Annotated in this window: 12 protein-coding genes and 1 pseudogene; 4 read left to right on the forward strand and 9 right to left on the reverse strand. The window is 45.7% G+C overall.

The window, feature by feature from the left end; all coding sequences use genetic code 11:
• Positions 1–104: 104 nt before the first annotated feature.
• Positions 105–962, reverse strand: coding sequence for an AraC family transcriptional regulator (locus tag EX191_RS18400; RefSeq protein ID WP_134645680.1), 858 nt, complete (start codon positions 960–962; stop codon positions 105–107).
• Positions 963–1,082: 120 nt separating this feature from the next.
• Here EX191_RS18400 and EX191_RS18405 point away from each other — a divergent pair.
• Positions 1,083–2,467 (forward strand): annotated as a pseudogene (locus tag EX191_RS18405) (MATE family efflux transporter).
• Positions 2,468–2,551: 84 nt separating this feature from the next.
• Here the strand turns inward: EX191_RS18405 and nrdG are convergent.
• Together nrdG and nrdD are read right to left on the reverse strand one after the other, a co-directional pair.
• Positions 2,552–3,022, reverse strand: a complete 471-nt coding sequence (nrdG, locus tag EX191_RS18410; RefSeq protein ID WP_005394529.1) for an anaerobic ribonucleoside-triphosphate reductase-activating protein — start codon at positions 3,020–3,022, stop codon at positions 2,552–2,554.
• A gap of 84 nt (positions 3,023–3,106) precedes the next feature.
• A complete protein-coding gene (gene nrdD / locus EX191_RS18415; RefSeq protein ID WP_193448225.1) occupies positions 3,107–5,227 on the reverse strand; it encodes an anaerobic ribonucleoside-triphosphate reductase in 2,121 nt (706 codons plus the stop codon).
• A gap of 309 nt (positions 5,228–5,536) precedes the next feature.
• Between nrdD and EX191_RS18420 the strand changes: the two genes are divergently transcribed.
• The gene (locus EX191_RS18420) at positions 5,537–6,403 is read left to right on the forward strand and encodes an endonuclease/exonuclease/phosphatase family protein (RefSeq protein WP_193448226.1); all 867 of its coding nucleotides are present in this window, start codon (positions 5,537–5,539) and stop codon (positions 6,401–6,403) included.
• An 85-nt stretch (positions 6,404–6,488) separates the two neighbouring features.
• Here EX191_RS18420 and EX191_RS18425 read toward each other — a convergent pair whose 3' ends face one another.
• Genes EX191_RS18425 through EX191_RS18445 form a run of 5 tightly spaced genes read right to left on the reverse strand, consistent with a single transcriptional unit; the run spans position 6,489 to position 12,103 of the window.
• Complete coding sequence (locus EX191_RS18425; protein ID WP_193448227.1) at positions 6,489–7,544, reverse strand: efflux RND transporter periplasmic adaptor subunit; 1,056 nt, start codon at positions 7,542–7,544, stop codon at positions 6,489–6,491.
• On the reverse strand, positions 7,541–10,849 hold the full coding sequence (locus EX191_RS18430) for an efflux RND transporter permease subunit (protein WP_193448228.1): 3,309 nt from the start codon (positions 10,847–10,849) through the stop codon (positions 7,541–7,543). Before EX191_RS18430 ends, EX191_RS18425 begins: the two co-directional genes overlap by 4 nt.
• A 28-nt stretch (positions 10,850–10,877) precedes the next feature.
• On the reverse strand, positions 10,878–11,336 hold the full coding sequence (locus EX191_RS18435) for a YeeE/YedE family protein (protein ID WP_005460965.1): 459 nt from the start codon (positions 11,334–11,336) through the stop codon (positions 10,878–10,880).
• 10 nt (positions 11,337–11,346) lie between these two features.
• Positions 11,347–11,766 (reverse strand): YeeE/YedE family protein, encoded by a 420-nt coding sequence (locus tag EX191_RS18440; protein ID WP_005394547.1) that lies wholly within the window; start codon positions 11,764–11,766, stop codon positions 11,347–11,349.
• A 28-nt stretch (positions 11,767–11,794) separates the two neighbouring features.
• On the reverse strand, positions 11,795–12,103 hold the full coding sequence (locus EX191_RS18445; protein WP_012842251.1) for an ArsR/SmtB family transcription factor: 309 nt from the start codon (positions 12,101–12,103) through the stop codon (positions 11,795–11,797).
• Positions 12,104–12,281: 178 nt separating this feature from the next.
• Between EX191_RS18445 and EX191_RS18450 the strand changes: the two genes are divergently transcribed.
• The gene (locus tag EX191_RS18450; protein WP_005460908.1) at positions 12,282–12,467 is read left to right on the forward strand and encodes a YgaP family membrane protein; all 186 of its coding nucleotides are present in this window, start codon (positions 12,282–12,284) and stop codon (positions 12,465–12,467) included.
• 71 nt (positions 12,468–12,538) lie between these two features.
• Positions 12,539–14,242 (forward strand): FAD-dependent oxidoreductase, encoded by a 1,704-nt coding sequence (locus tag EX191_RS18455; protein ID WP_193448229.1) that lies wholly within the window; start codon positions 12,539–12,541, stop codon positions 14,240–14,242.
• A gap of 76 nt (positions 14,243–14,318) precedes the next feature.
• On the opposite strand, the gene EX191_RS18460 is transcribed toward EX191_RS18455, so the two are convergent.
• Positions 14,319–15,014, reverse strand: coding sequence for an aspartate/glutamate racemase family protein (locus EX191_RS18460; RefSeq protein ID WP_193448230.1), 696 nt, complete (start codon positions 15,012–15,014; stop codon positions 14,319–14,321).
• Positions 15,015–15,123: the final 109 nt, after the last annotated feature.

Below are 15,123 nucleotides of genomic sequence, written 5' to 3' on the forward strand. Positions count from 1 at the left end.
CGCAAAAAATGGCGAAATGATTTTTCACTTATTTCATCAATTAGAGAACAAAATTCTGGGTTACGATAAGTTTTGTGCGCTCTATCGGTTATAAAAAGAACGATTCACTCCTCAATATACCAATCCACTCTTCCGTTTTTCCTAAATTCTCTTGGCGTCATGCTCGACCACGCTTTAAAACGTGTACTAAAGTTGGCACTAGTTGGATATCCGACTATCTCTCCAATATGTTGAATCGGCCATTCTGTTGAACGAAGTAGCCTAGCAGCGTATTCCATGCGCATACGTGTTAAATGTGCCATCGGGCTTCGACCAAACTGCTTTTGAGTCAGACGGTGCAAATGTGGCTCCGAACATGGATATAAAGCTGCCACTTGCTCGACACTCCAATCCTTATGCAGCTGACGCTGGACAAGATCGAATACGCGCCGAAGCCTCAATTGGCTGCGTGATATCGACTCTGAGGGCGGCATGTTTAACATCAGCTCTAACTGAGCCACGCTATGTGCACCAACCGCACCACCATAATCAATAGGAAGATTAATACTGCGTAACAACGTTTGGATACACGCATACATCACCTCAGGTGCAGATGTGAGCTGGTAACTAATATTACTCTCTATCATTGGCCATGCTCTATCAGGAGCAAGAAAAAGCCATGCGATCTGCCAGGGTTCCTCTTCCATACCAAAACCGTTTTCAACACCTGCAGGCACCGTGATCAACGAGCCAGGCTCCAAATCATATCGACACGCCCCACTTTCTAACCAACCTTTACCGCGCACGGTGTAAAGCAGCATGTGTTTTTTTTGGTTTTTACGATAAACAGAGAAGAAGTCACGACAGGTTGCAATTCCGCACTGCACAATGCCTCTCTCCTCCAATGCCAGTACTCGACTGTGATCAATAAACTCTTGATAGGTTTTTTCTGAAATCGCGTAGCGTTCTTGTTTATCTTCCATGATTTATTGGCTCACATATACACTAGTGGAGAGTTTTACAAAGGTTTTGGATGCCTTTGAAAAATACACCGCCAAATCATAGGGATAAACTACTCGCATTAATCTTTAAGGAGAAATGCGATGCTCTTAACACGCGAATACATCGATAAAGCATTTTGGCAAAAGCTGATTGCGATTGGCCTTCCTGTTTCACTTCAATCCATGCTTTTTGCGTTACTCGGCGTCGTGGATATTTTCATGGTGAGCCAACTCGGCGAATCCGCCACTGCAGCCGTTGGAGTCGGAAATCGCATTTTTTTCTTTAACCTTGCAGTCATTTTCGGTCTTTGCGGTGCAGTAACAGTGCTGGCTTCTCAATATTACGGTTCAGGGAATCTCGCAGGAATCCGCAGAACGTTGGCGCAATCTTGGTTTATTTCCATTTTAGTGACGCTGCCGTTTATTGTTCTTTATGCGATTTTTGATAAAGAGATCGTCTCTTTCATGTCAGACGATCCCGAATACGTCACTTATGCACGTGATTATCTTGTGGTTACGGGCTTTAGTCTCATTGCAACGGCGATAGTGGTACCTATTGAAGCGGTATTGCGCTCCGTAGGCCAAACCAAACTGGCAACCAACGTTAGTATCTCCGCGATTGTCGTGAACGTCGTGCTTAATTATGTTTTGATTTTCGGTTTATTCGGCTTCCCTCAATGGGGCGTATTTGGTGCAGCCGTTGGCAGCTTTGTTTCTCGATTTTTCCAAACGGCAGTGTTGATTTACTTTTTCTGTAAACGCTACGCATACCTTATTCCGACCAAGTTCGATTGGGCGCAAGGCCGTTTAAAGCAGTATCGTCAAAAATACTTTAAGGTTTCTCTACCCATGCTGGTCCACGATGCGCTCTGGACTGGTGGACTGATCGTTTACAGCATCATCTATGGTCAATTGGGCGTTTCAGAACTTGCGATCATCTCATTCTTATCACCAATTGAAGGTGTACTGATTTCAACCTTTATGGGATTTGCGGTCGCAGCATCCGTTCTTCTTGGTAATGATATTGGCGCAAAACATTATGACCGGGTCGAGAAAACGGCATGGTGGTATGTGTTAACCAGCGCAATCTTAGCCACCTTACTGTTTTTCCTAGTGTGGTTGAGCTCGCCTTTGATTCATCATCTATTGGTACTAAGCCCATTAACCGATGCAGAAATGGCACTTAACGTATGCTTAGTCATGGCGCTGGGTATGATTTTGAGAGTGTTTAACATGGTAGGGATTGGCGGCGTACTAAAGAGTGGCGCAGATATTCGCTACAGCATTTTTATTGATACGTTCGGTCAGTGGGCTATTGGTATTCCCCTTACCTATTACACTGGTATGGTACTCGGTTGCCTTTGCATTTTGTCTTGATGTCTTTGCTAGCTGAAGAATTTGTGAAAGGCGTACTGACGACTTATCGTATCCAATCTAAACGTTGGATAAACAATATGGTCGAAGATGACCAAACAGTGACAGCGTAACTGAAAATACACTGACGAACTCACACCAAAAGGGCTCACACGTTATGCACGTGTGAGCCCTTTTTATGTTTGGAGAATGCTTGATTAAATATCCGTAAAGCGATGAATGATTTGGTTTGAACTGCCACGCCATTCGAGATTGAGATCTTTCTTGTCTTGTTCAAACTTACCATCAATCAAAACGTCGATGTATTGCACCACTTCTCTTTGCGCGTCATCCAGTTCAGCCAGCGTGTAGCCTGTCCAAACCCAGATGTCTTTACCGGGACACTCTTCTCTCACCCTTTTCACGATCTTTAAAATATGAGGCACATTAGCAGGATGAAGCGGATCTCCGCCCGACAACGACAAACCGCGACGTTTAATGCGCGTGTCATTCAAGTCATTGATGATTTTGTCTTCCGCTTCTTGCGTGAACAACACTCCCGAATCCAATCGTTGCGTCGACTGGTTATAACAGCCACGACACTGATGTACGCACCCCGACACAAACAATGTGCAGCGCGTACCCGGTCCGTTAACAACGTCAATTGGATAATATTGGTGGTAGTTCATAATGCGTCTCTTTGTTATCGCGAAAAAGAAAATCAACCTAAAGCAGGTTGATTTTCAAAGTGTTGAATCGAGTGGTAATTAACCTTATAGGTGTTTCACTCGACGTTTAACTTCTTCTTGTTTGCCGAAGTTAAACGGACGTGCGTCTGGGCTGCCCAAGTAGCCACATACGCGACGTGTCACCGATACTTTGGTTGAATCGTGGTTGCCACAACTCGGGCAAGTAAAGCCTTTGCTTGTACATTCAAACTCGCCGGTGTAACCACATTCGTAACACTCATCAATCGGAGTGTTGGTTCCGTAGTAAGGAACGCGGGTGTAACTGTAGTCCCACACGTTTTCTAGCGCTTCTACGTTACGTTGCATGTTCGGGAATTCACCGTAACAGATGAAGCCACCGCTTGAGATTTCTGGGTAAGGCATCTCGAAGTCGATCTTGTCGTAAGGGTTAACTTTCTTCTCAACATCCAAGTGGAAGCTGTTGGTGTAGTAACCTTTGTCTGTTACGCCTTCAATCAAACCAAACTCTTTGGTGTCGATGCGGCAGAAACGACTACATAGGTTTTCACTTGGTGTTGCGTACAAGCTAAAGCCATAGCCAGTTTCGTCTGCCCATTGGTTCACCGCATCTTTTAGATGTTTGATGATCGCGACCGCTTTTTCACGCAATACGGCATCATCGTAAACGTGCGCCTCAGTACCAAACAACGCGTTGATAGTTTCATGCACGCCAATGTAACCTAGAGAAATTGATGCACGGCCGTTTTTGAAGATTTCTGCAATCGAATCGTCCGCTTTCAAGCGCACACCACATGCACCTTCCATATATAGAATTGGTGCAACGCGCGCTTTTACGTTCTCTAGACGAGAAATACGTGTTTCTAGTGCTTTACGAGCAAGACGTAGACGATCATCAAGCAGTTCATAGAACTTCGCTTCGCTGCCTTTTGCGCGAAGCGCGATACGTGGCAAGTTCAAGCTAACTACACCAAGGTTGTTACGACCTTCATGGATAAGTTCGCCATTCTCTTCGTAAGTACCTAGGAAGCTACGACAACCCATCGGTGTTTTGAATGAACCCGTTACTTCCACTACTTTGTCGTAGTTAAGAATGTCTGGGTACATACGTTTTGAAGCACACTCAAGTGCAAGCTTCTTAATGTCGTAGTTTGGATCTTCTTCCTTGTGGTTTAGACCGTCTTTAATACCGAACACCAATTTAGGGAATACGGCGGTTTTACGGTTTTTGCCAAGACCAGCGATACGGTTTTTCAAAATCGATTGCTGAATAAGACGAGACGCCCAGCTTGTACCAAGACCAAAACCAAACGTTACGAATGGCGTTTGACCATTTGCCGTGTGCAGTGTGTTTACTTCGTACTCTAGCGATTGGAATGCGTCGTAACACTCTTTCTCGGTGCGCGCTTTAGCGAACTCTTCTGGCTCGGCAATGTTCCACTCTTTCGCGATCTCTAGATGTTTCTCGTAGCTTGTCATAACGTACGGAGCAAGCACTTCGTCGATACGGTTGATTGTCGTACCGCCATAAATATGGCTAGCTACTTGAGCAATAATTTGCGCCGTCACTGCGGTTGCAGTTGAAATCGATTTAGGCGTGTCGATTTCTGCATTACCCATTTTGAAGCCGTGCGTTAGCATGCCTTTCAAATCGATAAGCATACAGTTAAACATCGGGAAGAATGGCGCGTAATCCAGATCGTGGTAGTGAATGTCACCCACTTCGTGTGCTTGAACCACATCACGAGGCAGGATGTGCGTTTTCGCGTAGTGCTTCGCCACGATACCAGCCAACAAGTCACGCTGAGTTGGGATAACTTTGCCGTCTTTGTTCGCGTTTTCGTTAATCAAATCAAGGTTACTTTCTTCAATCAAACCCTCGATTTCACGAGTTAGTGCACTTTGCTTTTCACGCGCGATGTCGCGGTCATGGCGGTATTCAATATAAGAACGTGCTAGGGCTTTGTAAGGACCTTGCATGAGTTCATTCTCGACTAAGTCTTGAATCTCATGGATGTGAACTTCATCGTGATCTTTTAGCTGTAACTCGACAGCAAGAGCGACATTAAGAGCATAAATGGCGACATCTTTATCTTTGTTTTCCGCTGCCGCTTCAACTGCTGCTTGGATACGATCCCTGTTGAACGGAGCTCTTGAGCCGTCACGCTTGATTACGATTGGTTTCACTTTCTTCTCCTTACCCCAGCATACTCACAGAGTTATCCACAAACACACTATATGGGGTTATTTTTTATTCTGCTAACACAATATATTGTGGCGTATTTAACGAAAAGCACCACTTGAAAACATTGATTTTGATCAATAAAGATCGGCTAGCGGACAAGAACAAATCGATCTTATTGGTACTGATCTCAGTTGAGAAGAAAACCATGAAAATTGCAAAATTGGTACGAAATCTACTTGCTTTTTTTAGAGCGCTTATAGGATAAAGGTTGGAAAGGAATACGCTAAAATCCAGGAGTGAAACAAGCCAATATGCGATCACTATTTGTTACTGCCTTATTAATTTTTAGTTCAACGTCACTTGCTCAAAACTCCATCAACTTAACCAGTTGGAATATAGAATGGCTATCTATAAATGGAGGTAAGGTTTCGAGAACCAGTGACGATTTCGTCAAACTCAATCAATATGTGGATAAAACTCAAGCCGACATCATCGCCTTTCAAGAGGTCGACTCCAAAGCCGCCGTTCAAAAAGCCGTAGGCGATGGCTACGCGATTTACCTCTCTGATCGAGCTCAATCAAACAATAAGCACCTTCAGTTTTCTGATACCAACCAGTACACCGGTTTTGCTGTGCGTAAAGACATTGAAGTGTCTGACCCAGCAGACTTCTCAATCACGCGTGGTAATAGCAAGTTGCGCTTTGCCAGCTACATCGTCGTTAACCCAAACCAAAAGGACGAGCTTCACCTGCTCTCTGTGCATTTAAAAGCAGGATGCAGCGGAGCATACAAAAACAACCGCAATTGCCAAACACTGAGCCAACAAGGAGAAGCACTTTCGAAATGGATGAGCGAGAGAGAAAAGAAAAAGCAGCAGTACGCCGTAATGGGCGATTTCAATCACAACTTGTCTTATCAACGTGATTGGCTGTGGGCGATCATGACGCTCGGTAACGATGCACAATTGGTAACGCGAGATACCAAAGCGGATTGCAAGGTTCGCTCAAATAAGAACCCAAGAAAAACACACCAATTCCGCTCTTTGATTGATCACATTATTGTTAGCCCGCAAATAAAAGCGAAAAACGCACATCAAACGCTGTTCAGTTCACAAGATGTTTTGGATTACAAACTGAGTGACCATTGCCCTGTAAACGCGACGGTAACGCTTAACTGAACGAACAAAATAGCCCAGCATCATGCTGGGCTATTTTATGTTGTTTGTTAGATAGACGTTTGATTAGACGAGAGAAACCGTTCTATCAAAGCGATCTTGGATTCAGCAGTACGACGTCACCCTGCTTCAACCCCGTTCGCACTCTCCCCAACTCTCCAAGCTGGATAAGTCGAGTTTCTACCTCACCGCTGTCTTGCACCACTTTTACGTAGTCCAATTGACCAACTTGGTAAACCGCCTCTTTTGGCACGCGAAGTACAACATCGTCGGTCAAGGTCAACGCGACTTTGGCGTATGTACCTGGATAGATAGCCGTTAGCGGCTCAAATTGAAGCTTTACGGTATAACTGCGCGAGTTGGCATCTGCCGACGGCGTCACTTCTTTTACAGCCGCTTGCGCGTTGAGGTTGTAAGACGGAAAAACAACGTCCACTTCTTTATCGTAAGTCACATAAGGCATGACAGACTCAGCAAAGTTCACTTCTATTTCCAACGAGTTTGGATTGTACATTGATAAAAGCAAAGCCCCCGGCGTCGCAGTATCACCTTTGTTGATGGGCTTTTGCGTGATCAAGCCATCAAACGGCGCAGTAATAATGCTGTAGCCAAAGGTCGTTTCTGCCTCAGAGACCGCCGCCTGAGCTTTATTGAAGTTGGCTTGCGCGGTTTGCAACGCACTTTCCGCTTGGTCAAATTGCGATTGAGGGATCAGTTTTTTGTTTAAAAGCGCTCTGACACGAGAAAACTCCTTTCTCGCCGTATTGAGCTGCGCTTGTGCAGAGGATAAAGCCTGCTCACTTTGACGAACTCGCGCATCGAGATCATCGCTTTCTAGCCGCGCCAACACGTCTCCTTGCTTCACTCTATCGCCAACCTTCACCAATACCTCCTTCACCGATGCCGTTAACCGTGCCGCGATATCGGCGTGCTGCTCTGCAACGACGACGCCCGGAAACTCTCGAACAACCGATTCGCTGGTTAACATCAGTTGATGTGTCTCTGCATTATTTACATCAATCTGGTTGGTTTTCGCGTCATGTTCTGTCGGCAACTTTTCTGTAAAAAAACCAGCCATATAGAGAAAAAGAAGCGCGAGTATGGCAAACAGAATCACGCCTAACCATTTGGTATCTAATTTCATTGCTCTTCCTCCATCTGAGGTAATCCATGTCCTTTGGTGTTTTGGTATGCAAGGTTATAAACCACCGGAACCACAAGCAGCGTAAAGATGGTCGAGGCGGTAATACCGAATATGATTGCCCAAGCCAAACCGTTAAAAATTGGGTCTAGCGTAATCACGACGTTACCCAGTAACGTTGTACCCGCGGTCAGCAATATTGGCCGCATACGAACAACACCAGATTCAATCAACGCATCATGTAAACTACGACCTTCAGCCAGCGATTGCTGAACAAATTCAATCAAAACGAGCGAGTTACGCACCACAATCCCTGCTAGCGCAATCATGCCGATCATCGCGGTCGCCGTGAACAGCGCCGGGTTCGGGTAATTACCGATGTCACTGCTTAACACATTCAAAATCCAGAACCCCGGCATAATCCCAATCACGGTCAGGGGTATCGCCAGCATGATGATGCCCGATACCGCAGGTAAACCAGTTTGAATCAACATCACCACAAATACGCCAAGCAGCGCAGCGCCATAAGCAATGCCTAAATCGCGGAATACGTCCACTGTGATTTTCCATTCCCCCTCACCACTCCAAACCACTTCGATGTTGTCTGGCACGCTCCAAGTGACACCAGCGCCATTGCTCAAGTACGTGCGATCTTGCCAGTGACGATGCACATCTTCCGCGTGAGTTGTATCTTGGTCAGCCATCACATCGGCAATCACTTCACCCGGAACACGCCCAACTACCTCGGCGTAGACATACACAACAGGCTTGAGGTTTTTATGGAAAATCGGTTTGTCCGCTGCGCGTTTCACAAAATGACCGACTTCAGACAACTGCACGATAGGCTGAGGAGCATCCACAACCGCCCCATTGGATTCTACTTTTGCAATCCCCGGACGGCCTCGCACATAAAGCTGCTCTAGTTGATTCAGGTTATCTCTGTCTTCGCGTCGGAGCTGCACTTCGATAGGTAGTGGATCCACTTCTCTTGGATCGGCGATATAACCGAGCACTTTGGCGTTCGCGGCGGTAATAAGCGTGTTATTGATATCAGCAACAGAAACACCGGACAGCGCCGCTTTTTCTTGAACAACGATGAATTGCCACGTTTCTAAATCACCTTGGATGCTGGTATCCACCTCAGAAACCAACTGTTCTTTGCGAAGCCTATCCGCGACTTTCTCTGCTTGGATCATCAGATCTTCATAAGATGTCGCTTCATCACCGTAAACTTCTGCCGTAATGGTGGCGATAACAGGCGGGCCTGGCGGCACTTCGACTAGCTGCACGTCAGCGTCAAACTTATCTGCAATCTGCTCTAAATCCGCCCTGAGTCGTGTCACCAGTTCGTGTGATTGCATTGCGCGGCGATTCTTCTCTGCAAGAACGACTCGAAGCTCGCCTTGGTATGGTTCGCTACGCATAAAGTAGTGGCGCACCATGCCGTTGAAGTCCATTGGGGAAGCGGTGCCTGCAAAGCCCGACACACTTGTCACTTCCGGCACCGTCATTAAATAGTCCGTAAAGCTCGACAGCGCGTTGGAGGTATCCACAAAGCTTGAAGACTCTGGCATGTTTAATACCAATTGGAACTCATTTTTATTGTCATAAGGCAGCAACTTGAGTGGAACTAAGCGAAGTGCTGGCAACAATGCTGCCAAGACGAACAACAAGGCAACCAAACCAAGGAAAAGCCACGCTTTCTTGCGACTTTCAAGTAGCGGAATCAACACACCACGATACAAACGATACATCGGCGAAGATTGGATGTCATAGTGGCCGTTTTCCTCAGCACCTTTGAGTAGCTTCTTGGCAAGCCAAGGCGTGATCATAAACGCGACAACGGTACTAAAGATAACGCTGATCGGAACGTTGAACGCCAGTGGCGCCATGTAAGGCCCCATCATCCCAGAGATAAAAAACATCGGCGTAAACACGATCACGATTGCGACCGTCGACATTAACAAGGCGCTACGAATTTCTGCCATGGCGAGAACAATCGCATTGGTTCGTGTTAGATTTTTTCGTTTGAGGTAGCGTTCAATGTTGTCGATACTCGCGATCGGATCGTCCACGATCAAACCTAGCGCCAAAATCAATGCAAAGAGCGTGACTCGGTTGATGGAATAGCCAAATGCCAAGTCCATCCCGAGCGCGGCACCATAGCTAATCGGAATCGCGATACCAACCACCAATGCGCTTCGCCAGTTCAAGAACAAACCGACAAACACCACGACCGTTAGAATAGAGATGCCAAGGCTTGATACCAAGTTGTTTACTTTCGCATTCGCCGTTTCGCCATAGTCACGAATGACTGCAACTCGAACTTGTGGAGGAAACTGCTCGGATTGAAGCTCCGCCAGTTTATCCCGAACAGACTGAGCGACGTTAACCGCGTTCGAGCCTTTTTGTTTAGCGACAGAAATGAACACCGCTGGGTATGCTTCATCGTGGTTTTTATCGCGATACCAAGTATCGGATGTTGCCTCACCTTCACCGTCGTAAATACGCGCGACATCTTTCAAATAAACGGGTTTGCCATTGAGCACCGCGATAACAAGATCGCCAACCTCTTCGGCGTTAGTCAGAAACCGTCCCGACTCCAATGTGTAATTTTGCCCGTTTACGCGAACGTTCTTGCCTTGGGTTTTGCTATTACTGAGCTGAATGGCCTGTTCGAGGTCATCGATGGTTACTTTGAAGTTTGCCATTGCAACGGAATCAAGCTCTATCTGGATTTTTCTCGGCTCACCGCCAATCACTTCCACCTTGTTGGTGGCATCCAATGATTTAATGCCTAACGTGGCTTGGTCTGCAATACGTCTCAACTGATGGCGATCGAGAATGTCTGGATCGGTGGAATAAATTGCGGCAACAACAATGGGTACATCATCGATCTCAACAGGCTTTACAAGCCAGTTAGTGACAGAAGGAGGAACTTTGTCTTGGTTGGAATAGAGTTTGTTGTAAAGCTTAACCAGAGCATCTTCGCGGTTTTCGCCGACATAGAAACGGACGATGACTTGCGCAGCACCTTCCATTGACGAAGAATAAACGTATTCCACACCGTCAATTTGGCTAACAAGCTTTTCTAATGGTTCAGTGATTTGATTTTCGACTTGAGAAGCGCTTAGTCCGGGAGCCGAAACCAATACATCTGCCATTGGCACAACGATTTGCGGGTCTTCCTCTTTCGGGGTCAACCACAAGGCCGCGGCACCGACCACAAGCGCGAGTATGATCATGATCGGAGGGAAAAAGCTGTTCATCACAGACTGAACAAAACTTCGCTTTAGTTTGTCGGGCATCCTTTCCCCTCCATATCAGATTGATTGTTTACGCGTTCGCGGTTTTCATCTTCTTCGCGTTACGGTTAGTAATGATCGCTTTCGCGAACAGAGATCCAACTAACATCGCAAGGAAGAACACTACAATGCTCACGTTGCCTAATGCCAGACTCGCAACCGCAGGGCCAGGACAAATACCTGCCAAACCCCAACCTAAACCAAAGATCGCCGCACCAGATAACAAACGTCCGTCGATGTTCTTATTGGTTGGTGTGCAAAACGCTTCACCGCTAACTGATTGTTTTCTCGGCTTGATGATTAAAAAATAGCTTGGCATGAATACCGCGAGTGCGCCGCCCATCACAAAAGCCAAACTTGGATCCCAACTGCCAGAAATATCTAAAAATCCAATGACTTTAGCTGGGTCGATCATACCAGACACCGCCATGCCCATACCGAATAACACACCGCTCAAAAGAGCAGAAAAACGAAAAATAGTCTTGTTCATGGAATCTCTCTTAAACTAGGTGAAGTCGAACGAATACCGTTAGGCCAGCGACAGCCATAAATACACAGGTCGCCACAATAGAGCGCTTAGACAAACGGCCCATGCCACAAATGCCGTGCCCACTAGTACATCCGTTACCCAGTCTGGTTCCGATTCCTACCAATAAACCAGCGGCAATCACCATCCCTAAAGAAAGGTTCGCGGTACTAGGAACCGCAACGCCCAACATCAGAACGCTAATCAAGCCACCAGCTATCATTCCAACCGCAAAAAGCAATCGCCACGAATAATCGCCTTTTTTCGGTGACATAATGCCATTCATAATTCCACTGATTCCGGCAATTTTCCCGTTAACCAACAACAATATAGTGGCGGAGATCCCTAACAAAATGCCACCAAACAACGATTCCCATGGAATAACGTTTAACATTATTTACCTCTAAAATCTTAGCTACGAATTAGTTACAGAAAACGCTATGAAGCGCCTTGATTAATGACTCAACTCTCGGTTCTGATAACGAATAAAACACTTGCTGTGATGCCTTACGAGCCTTGATCAATTTGTGTTTGCGAAGCACCGTCAAGTGCTGTGAAAAGGCGGATTGGCTAAGGAACGAGTTCTTTTGCAGTTCCCCAACACCAACTTCACCTTGGGTCAGTTGGCACAACACCATTAGCCTTTCCGGATGTGCCATTACTTTTAGGAGATCAGCAGCTTCATTTGCATTGCCTTTCATTGCTGCTACATCCATATCTGTATAGCTCATGACTCACCTCTACATTAAAAACTAAATTAGATATTACTAAAACAATATCTTTAGTCAACACTAAATTAGTAATTGCGAATTTAGATAAATTAACATTAGACATTTCTAATTTAGTTAATTATAGTAATGAACATCAAAGGATGGCGTTCTCAGTTTGAGAGTACGAAGGAGAAGAGTTATGACGTTAGAAAATGCAGTACGAGTTTTTGCAGGCACGATGGTATTGGTCTCGGTCATACTAACCGTGTTCGTTCACAGTAACTTCATTTGGTTCACCGTGTTTATCGGCGTTAATCTTATTCAAAGTGCTTACACGGGAATCTGCCCTGCTGCTTATTTTTTAAAGAAATTTGGTTTTAGATAATCTAGAGCGTAGTGACCTTTCACACAGGCTATTCGTGAAAGGTCAGCTCGCCCTAAAACTTGGAGTTAAAAATGACTAAGATCTTAATCGTCGGTGGTGTTGCAGGTGGTGCATCTGCGGCGGCGCGTGCTCGTCGTCTAAGCGAAGATGCCGAAATCATCATGTTTGAACGTGGCCCGTTTGTTTCATTTGCCAACTGTGGCTTGCCTTATCACATCGGCGGCGATATCCAAGAACGCAGTAAGTTACTACTGCAAACGCCAGAAAGCTTTTTAGCACGCTTTAACGTTGATGTTCGCGTGATGAATGAAGTAGTTTCTATTAACCGACAGGACAAAACCGTTACCATCAAAAACCTGTTGGATGAGTCTGAATACGTAGAATCATACGACTTCCTACTGCTTAGCCCAGGTGCTGGTCCTATTGTTCCACCAATCCCAGGCCTCGATAACCCGCTCACCCACTCGCTACGTAACATTCCAGATATGGATCGCATCATCGAAACGATCCAAATGAACAAGCCAGAACATGCGACGGTTGTTGGCGGCGGTTTCATCGGTATAGAAATGATGGAAGCCTTCCACCAACTTGGCATTAAAACCTCTCTGATCGAAATGGCAGACCAAGTCATGACGCCAGTAGACCGTGAAATGGCAGGCTTTGCTCATGCAGAAATTCGTGACAAAGGTATCGACCTAAAACTTGGCGTCGCGCTTGAATCTGTGAAATTCGTACCTAACGAGCACGTTGCAAGTTTCGACTCTGGTGAGAGTGAGAAACACCAACACCTAGAAGGTGAATTGGAGTTAACACTGAACAACGGTGAAAAACTCACTACCGATATTCTGATCATGGCAATCGGTGTACGTCCTGAGACAAAACTGGCGCAAGAAGCTGGCCTTCAAATTGGTGCGCTAGGCGGTATTTACACGAACGAATACATGCAAACCAGCGATCCTTCGATCTACGCTGTCGGCGACGCGATAGAAGAGAAAGACTTCGTGACTGGCGAGCAAACTCTAGTGCCACTTGCAGGCCCGGCAAACCGTCAAGGCCGTATGGCAGCGGACAATATGCTTGGTCGCAAAGAAACTTACCAAGGTACACAAGGTACTGCGATTTGTAAGATCTTCGACCTTGCTGTGGCTTCAACAGGTAAAAATGAGAAACAATTGAAACGCGCTGGCGTTGAATACGATAAAGTGTACGTGCATACCGCAAGCCACGCGAGCTACTACCCTGGTGCAGAAGTGGTGTCGTTCAAAATGTTGTTCGATCCAAAATCAGGCAAGATTTTAGGTGCTCAAGCAGTTGGTAAAGACGGTATCGACAAACGTATTGACGTTATGGCTGTTGCACAACGTGCTGGCATGACGGTTGAACAACTACAGCATCTTGAACTGACTTACGCGCCACCTTACGGCAGTGCAAAAGATGTGATCAACCAAGCGGCGTTTGTGGCAAATAACATCATCAAAGGTGACGCAGCGGCGATTCATTACGATGAAATCGACAACCTGACTGAAGATCAAATTCTCCTCGACGTCCGTAACCCGGGTGAATTGGAGTCTGTTGGTTATCTTGAAGGGGCAATCAACATTCCGGTTGATCAACTGCGCCATCGTATGGGTGAACTACCAAAAGACAAAGAGATTGTGATTTACTGTCAAGTAGGCTTACGCGGTAACGTGGCATACCGTCAACTGGTCAACAATGGTTACAAAGCTCGTAACTTGATTGGTGGATACAGAACACTCAAATTCTCGCGCTTATAACGGGATAATAAAAACAGAGAAAACCGAGGGATTGGTTTTCTCTTTTGTTTATTTACATGGACTCAAATCTAACTCATTAACCTTCTATCGCCAAACGGACTGCTGCTTGAGCATGGATAGAAGTGGTATCAAGTAGCGTAACATCGGTGTGACTTTGGTTTACAAGTAAGGCAATTTCAGTGCACCCGAGAATCACAGCTTCAGCTCCCTGCTCTTTTAGTTTTTCAATGATTTGCAGGTATATCGTTCTCGATTCCTCTTTGATTTCACCTTGGCATAACTCTTTATAAATAATGTTATGCACTATAGAGCGATCATCTTGAGCAGGAGTTATGACATCCAGCCCATAGAGGTCGGAAAGCCGTCCTTTGTAAAAGTCTTGCTCCATTGTGAATTGAGTACCAAGGAGTCCGACCTTTTGAACCCCTTTCTCACGAAGTAACTCAGCAGTCGCGTCTGCGATATGTAGTATGGGGATATTAATGCTGGCTTCAATTTGAGGAGCAACTTTGTGCATTGTGTTCGTACAAATAAGAATAAAATCAGCGCCCCCTTTTTCTATTGAAGATGCAGTATCAGATAGAATACTTGCCGTTTCTTCCCATTTACCTTGGTGTTGAAGTTTCTCTATCTCTGAAAAATTCACGCTATACATACAAATTTTTGCGGAATTTAGGCCGCCTAACGCCTCTTTGACTCCTTCGTTGATCAATTTGTAATAACTAAGCGTCGACTCCCAACTCATGCCGCCTAGAAGACCGATAGTTTTCATATAACTCTCCAATCGTTATACACCACCATGGCAGGGGTGTTTTTACAAACAAAATCAACCACGTGAATAGACAGCCTTCTAGCTTTGTCACTAGTGAGAACTGGATAAA

Source organism: Vibrio chemaguriensis, from assembly GCF_012275705.1.
Lineage (GTDB): Bacteria > Pseudomonadota > Gammaproteobacteria > Enterobacterales > Vibrionaceae > Vibrio > Vibrio diabolicus.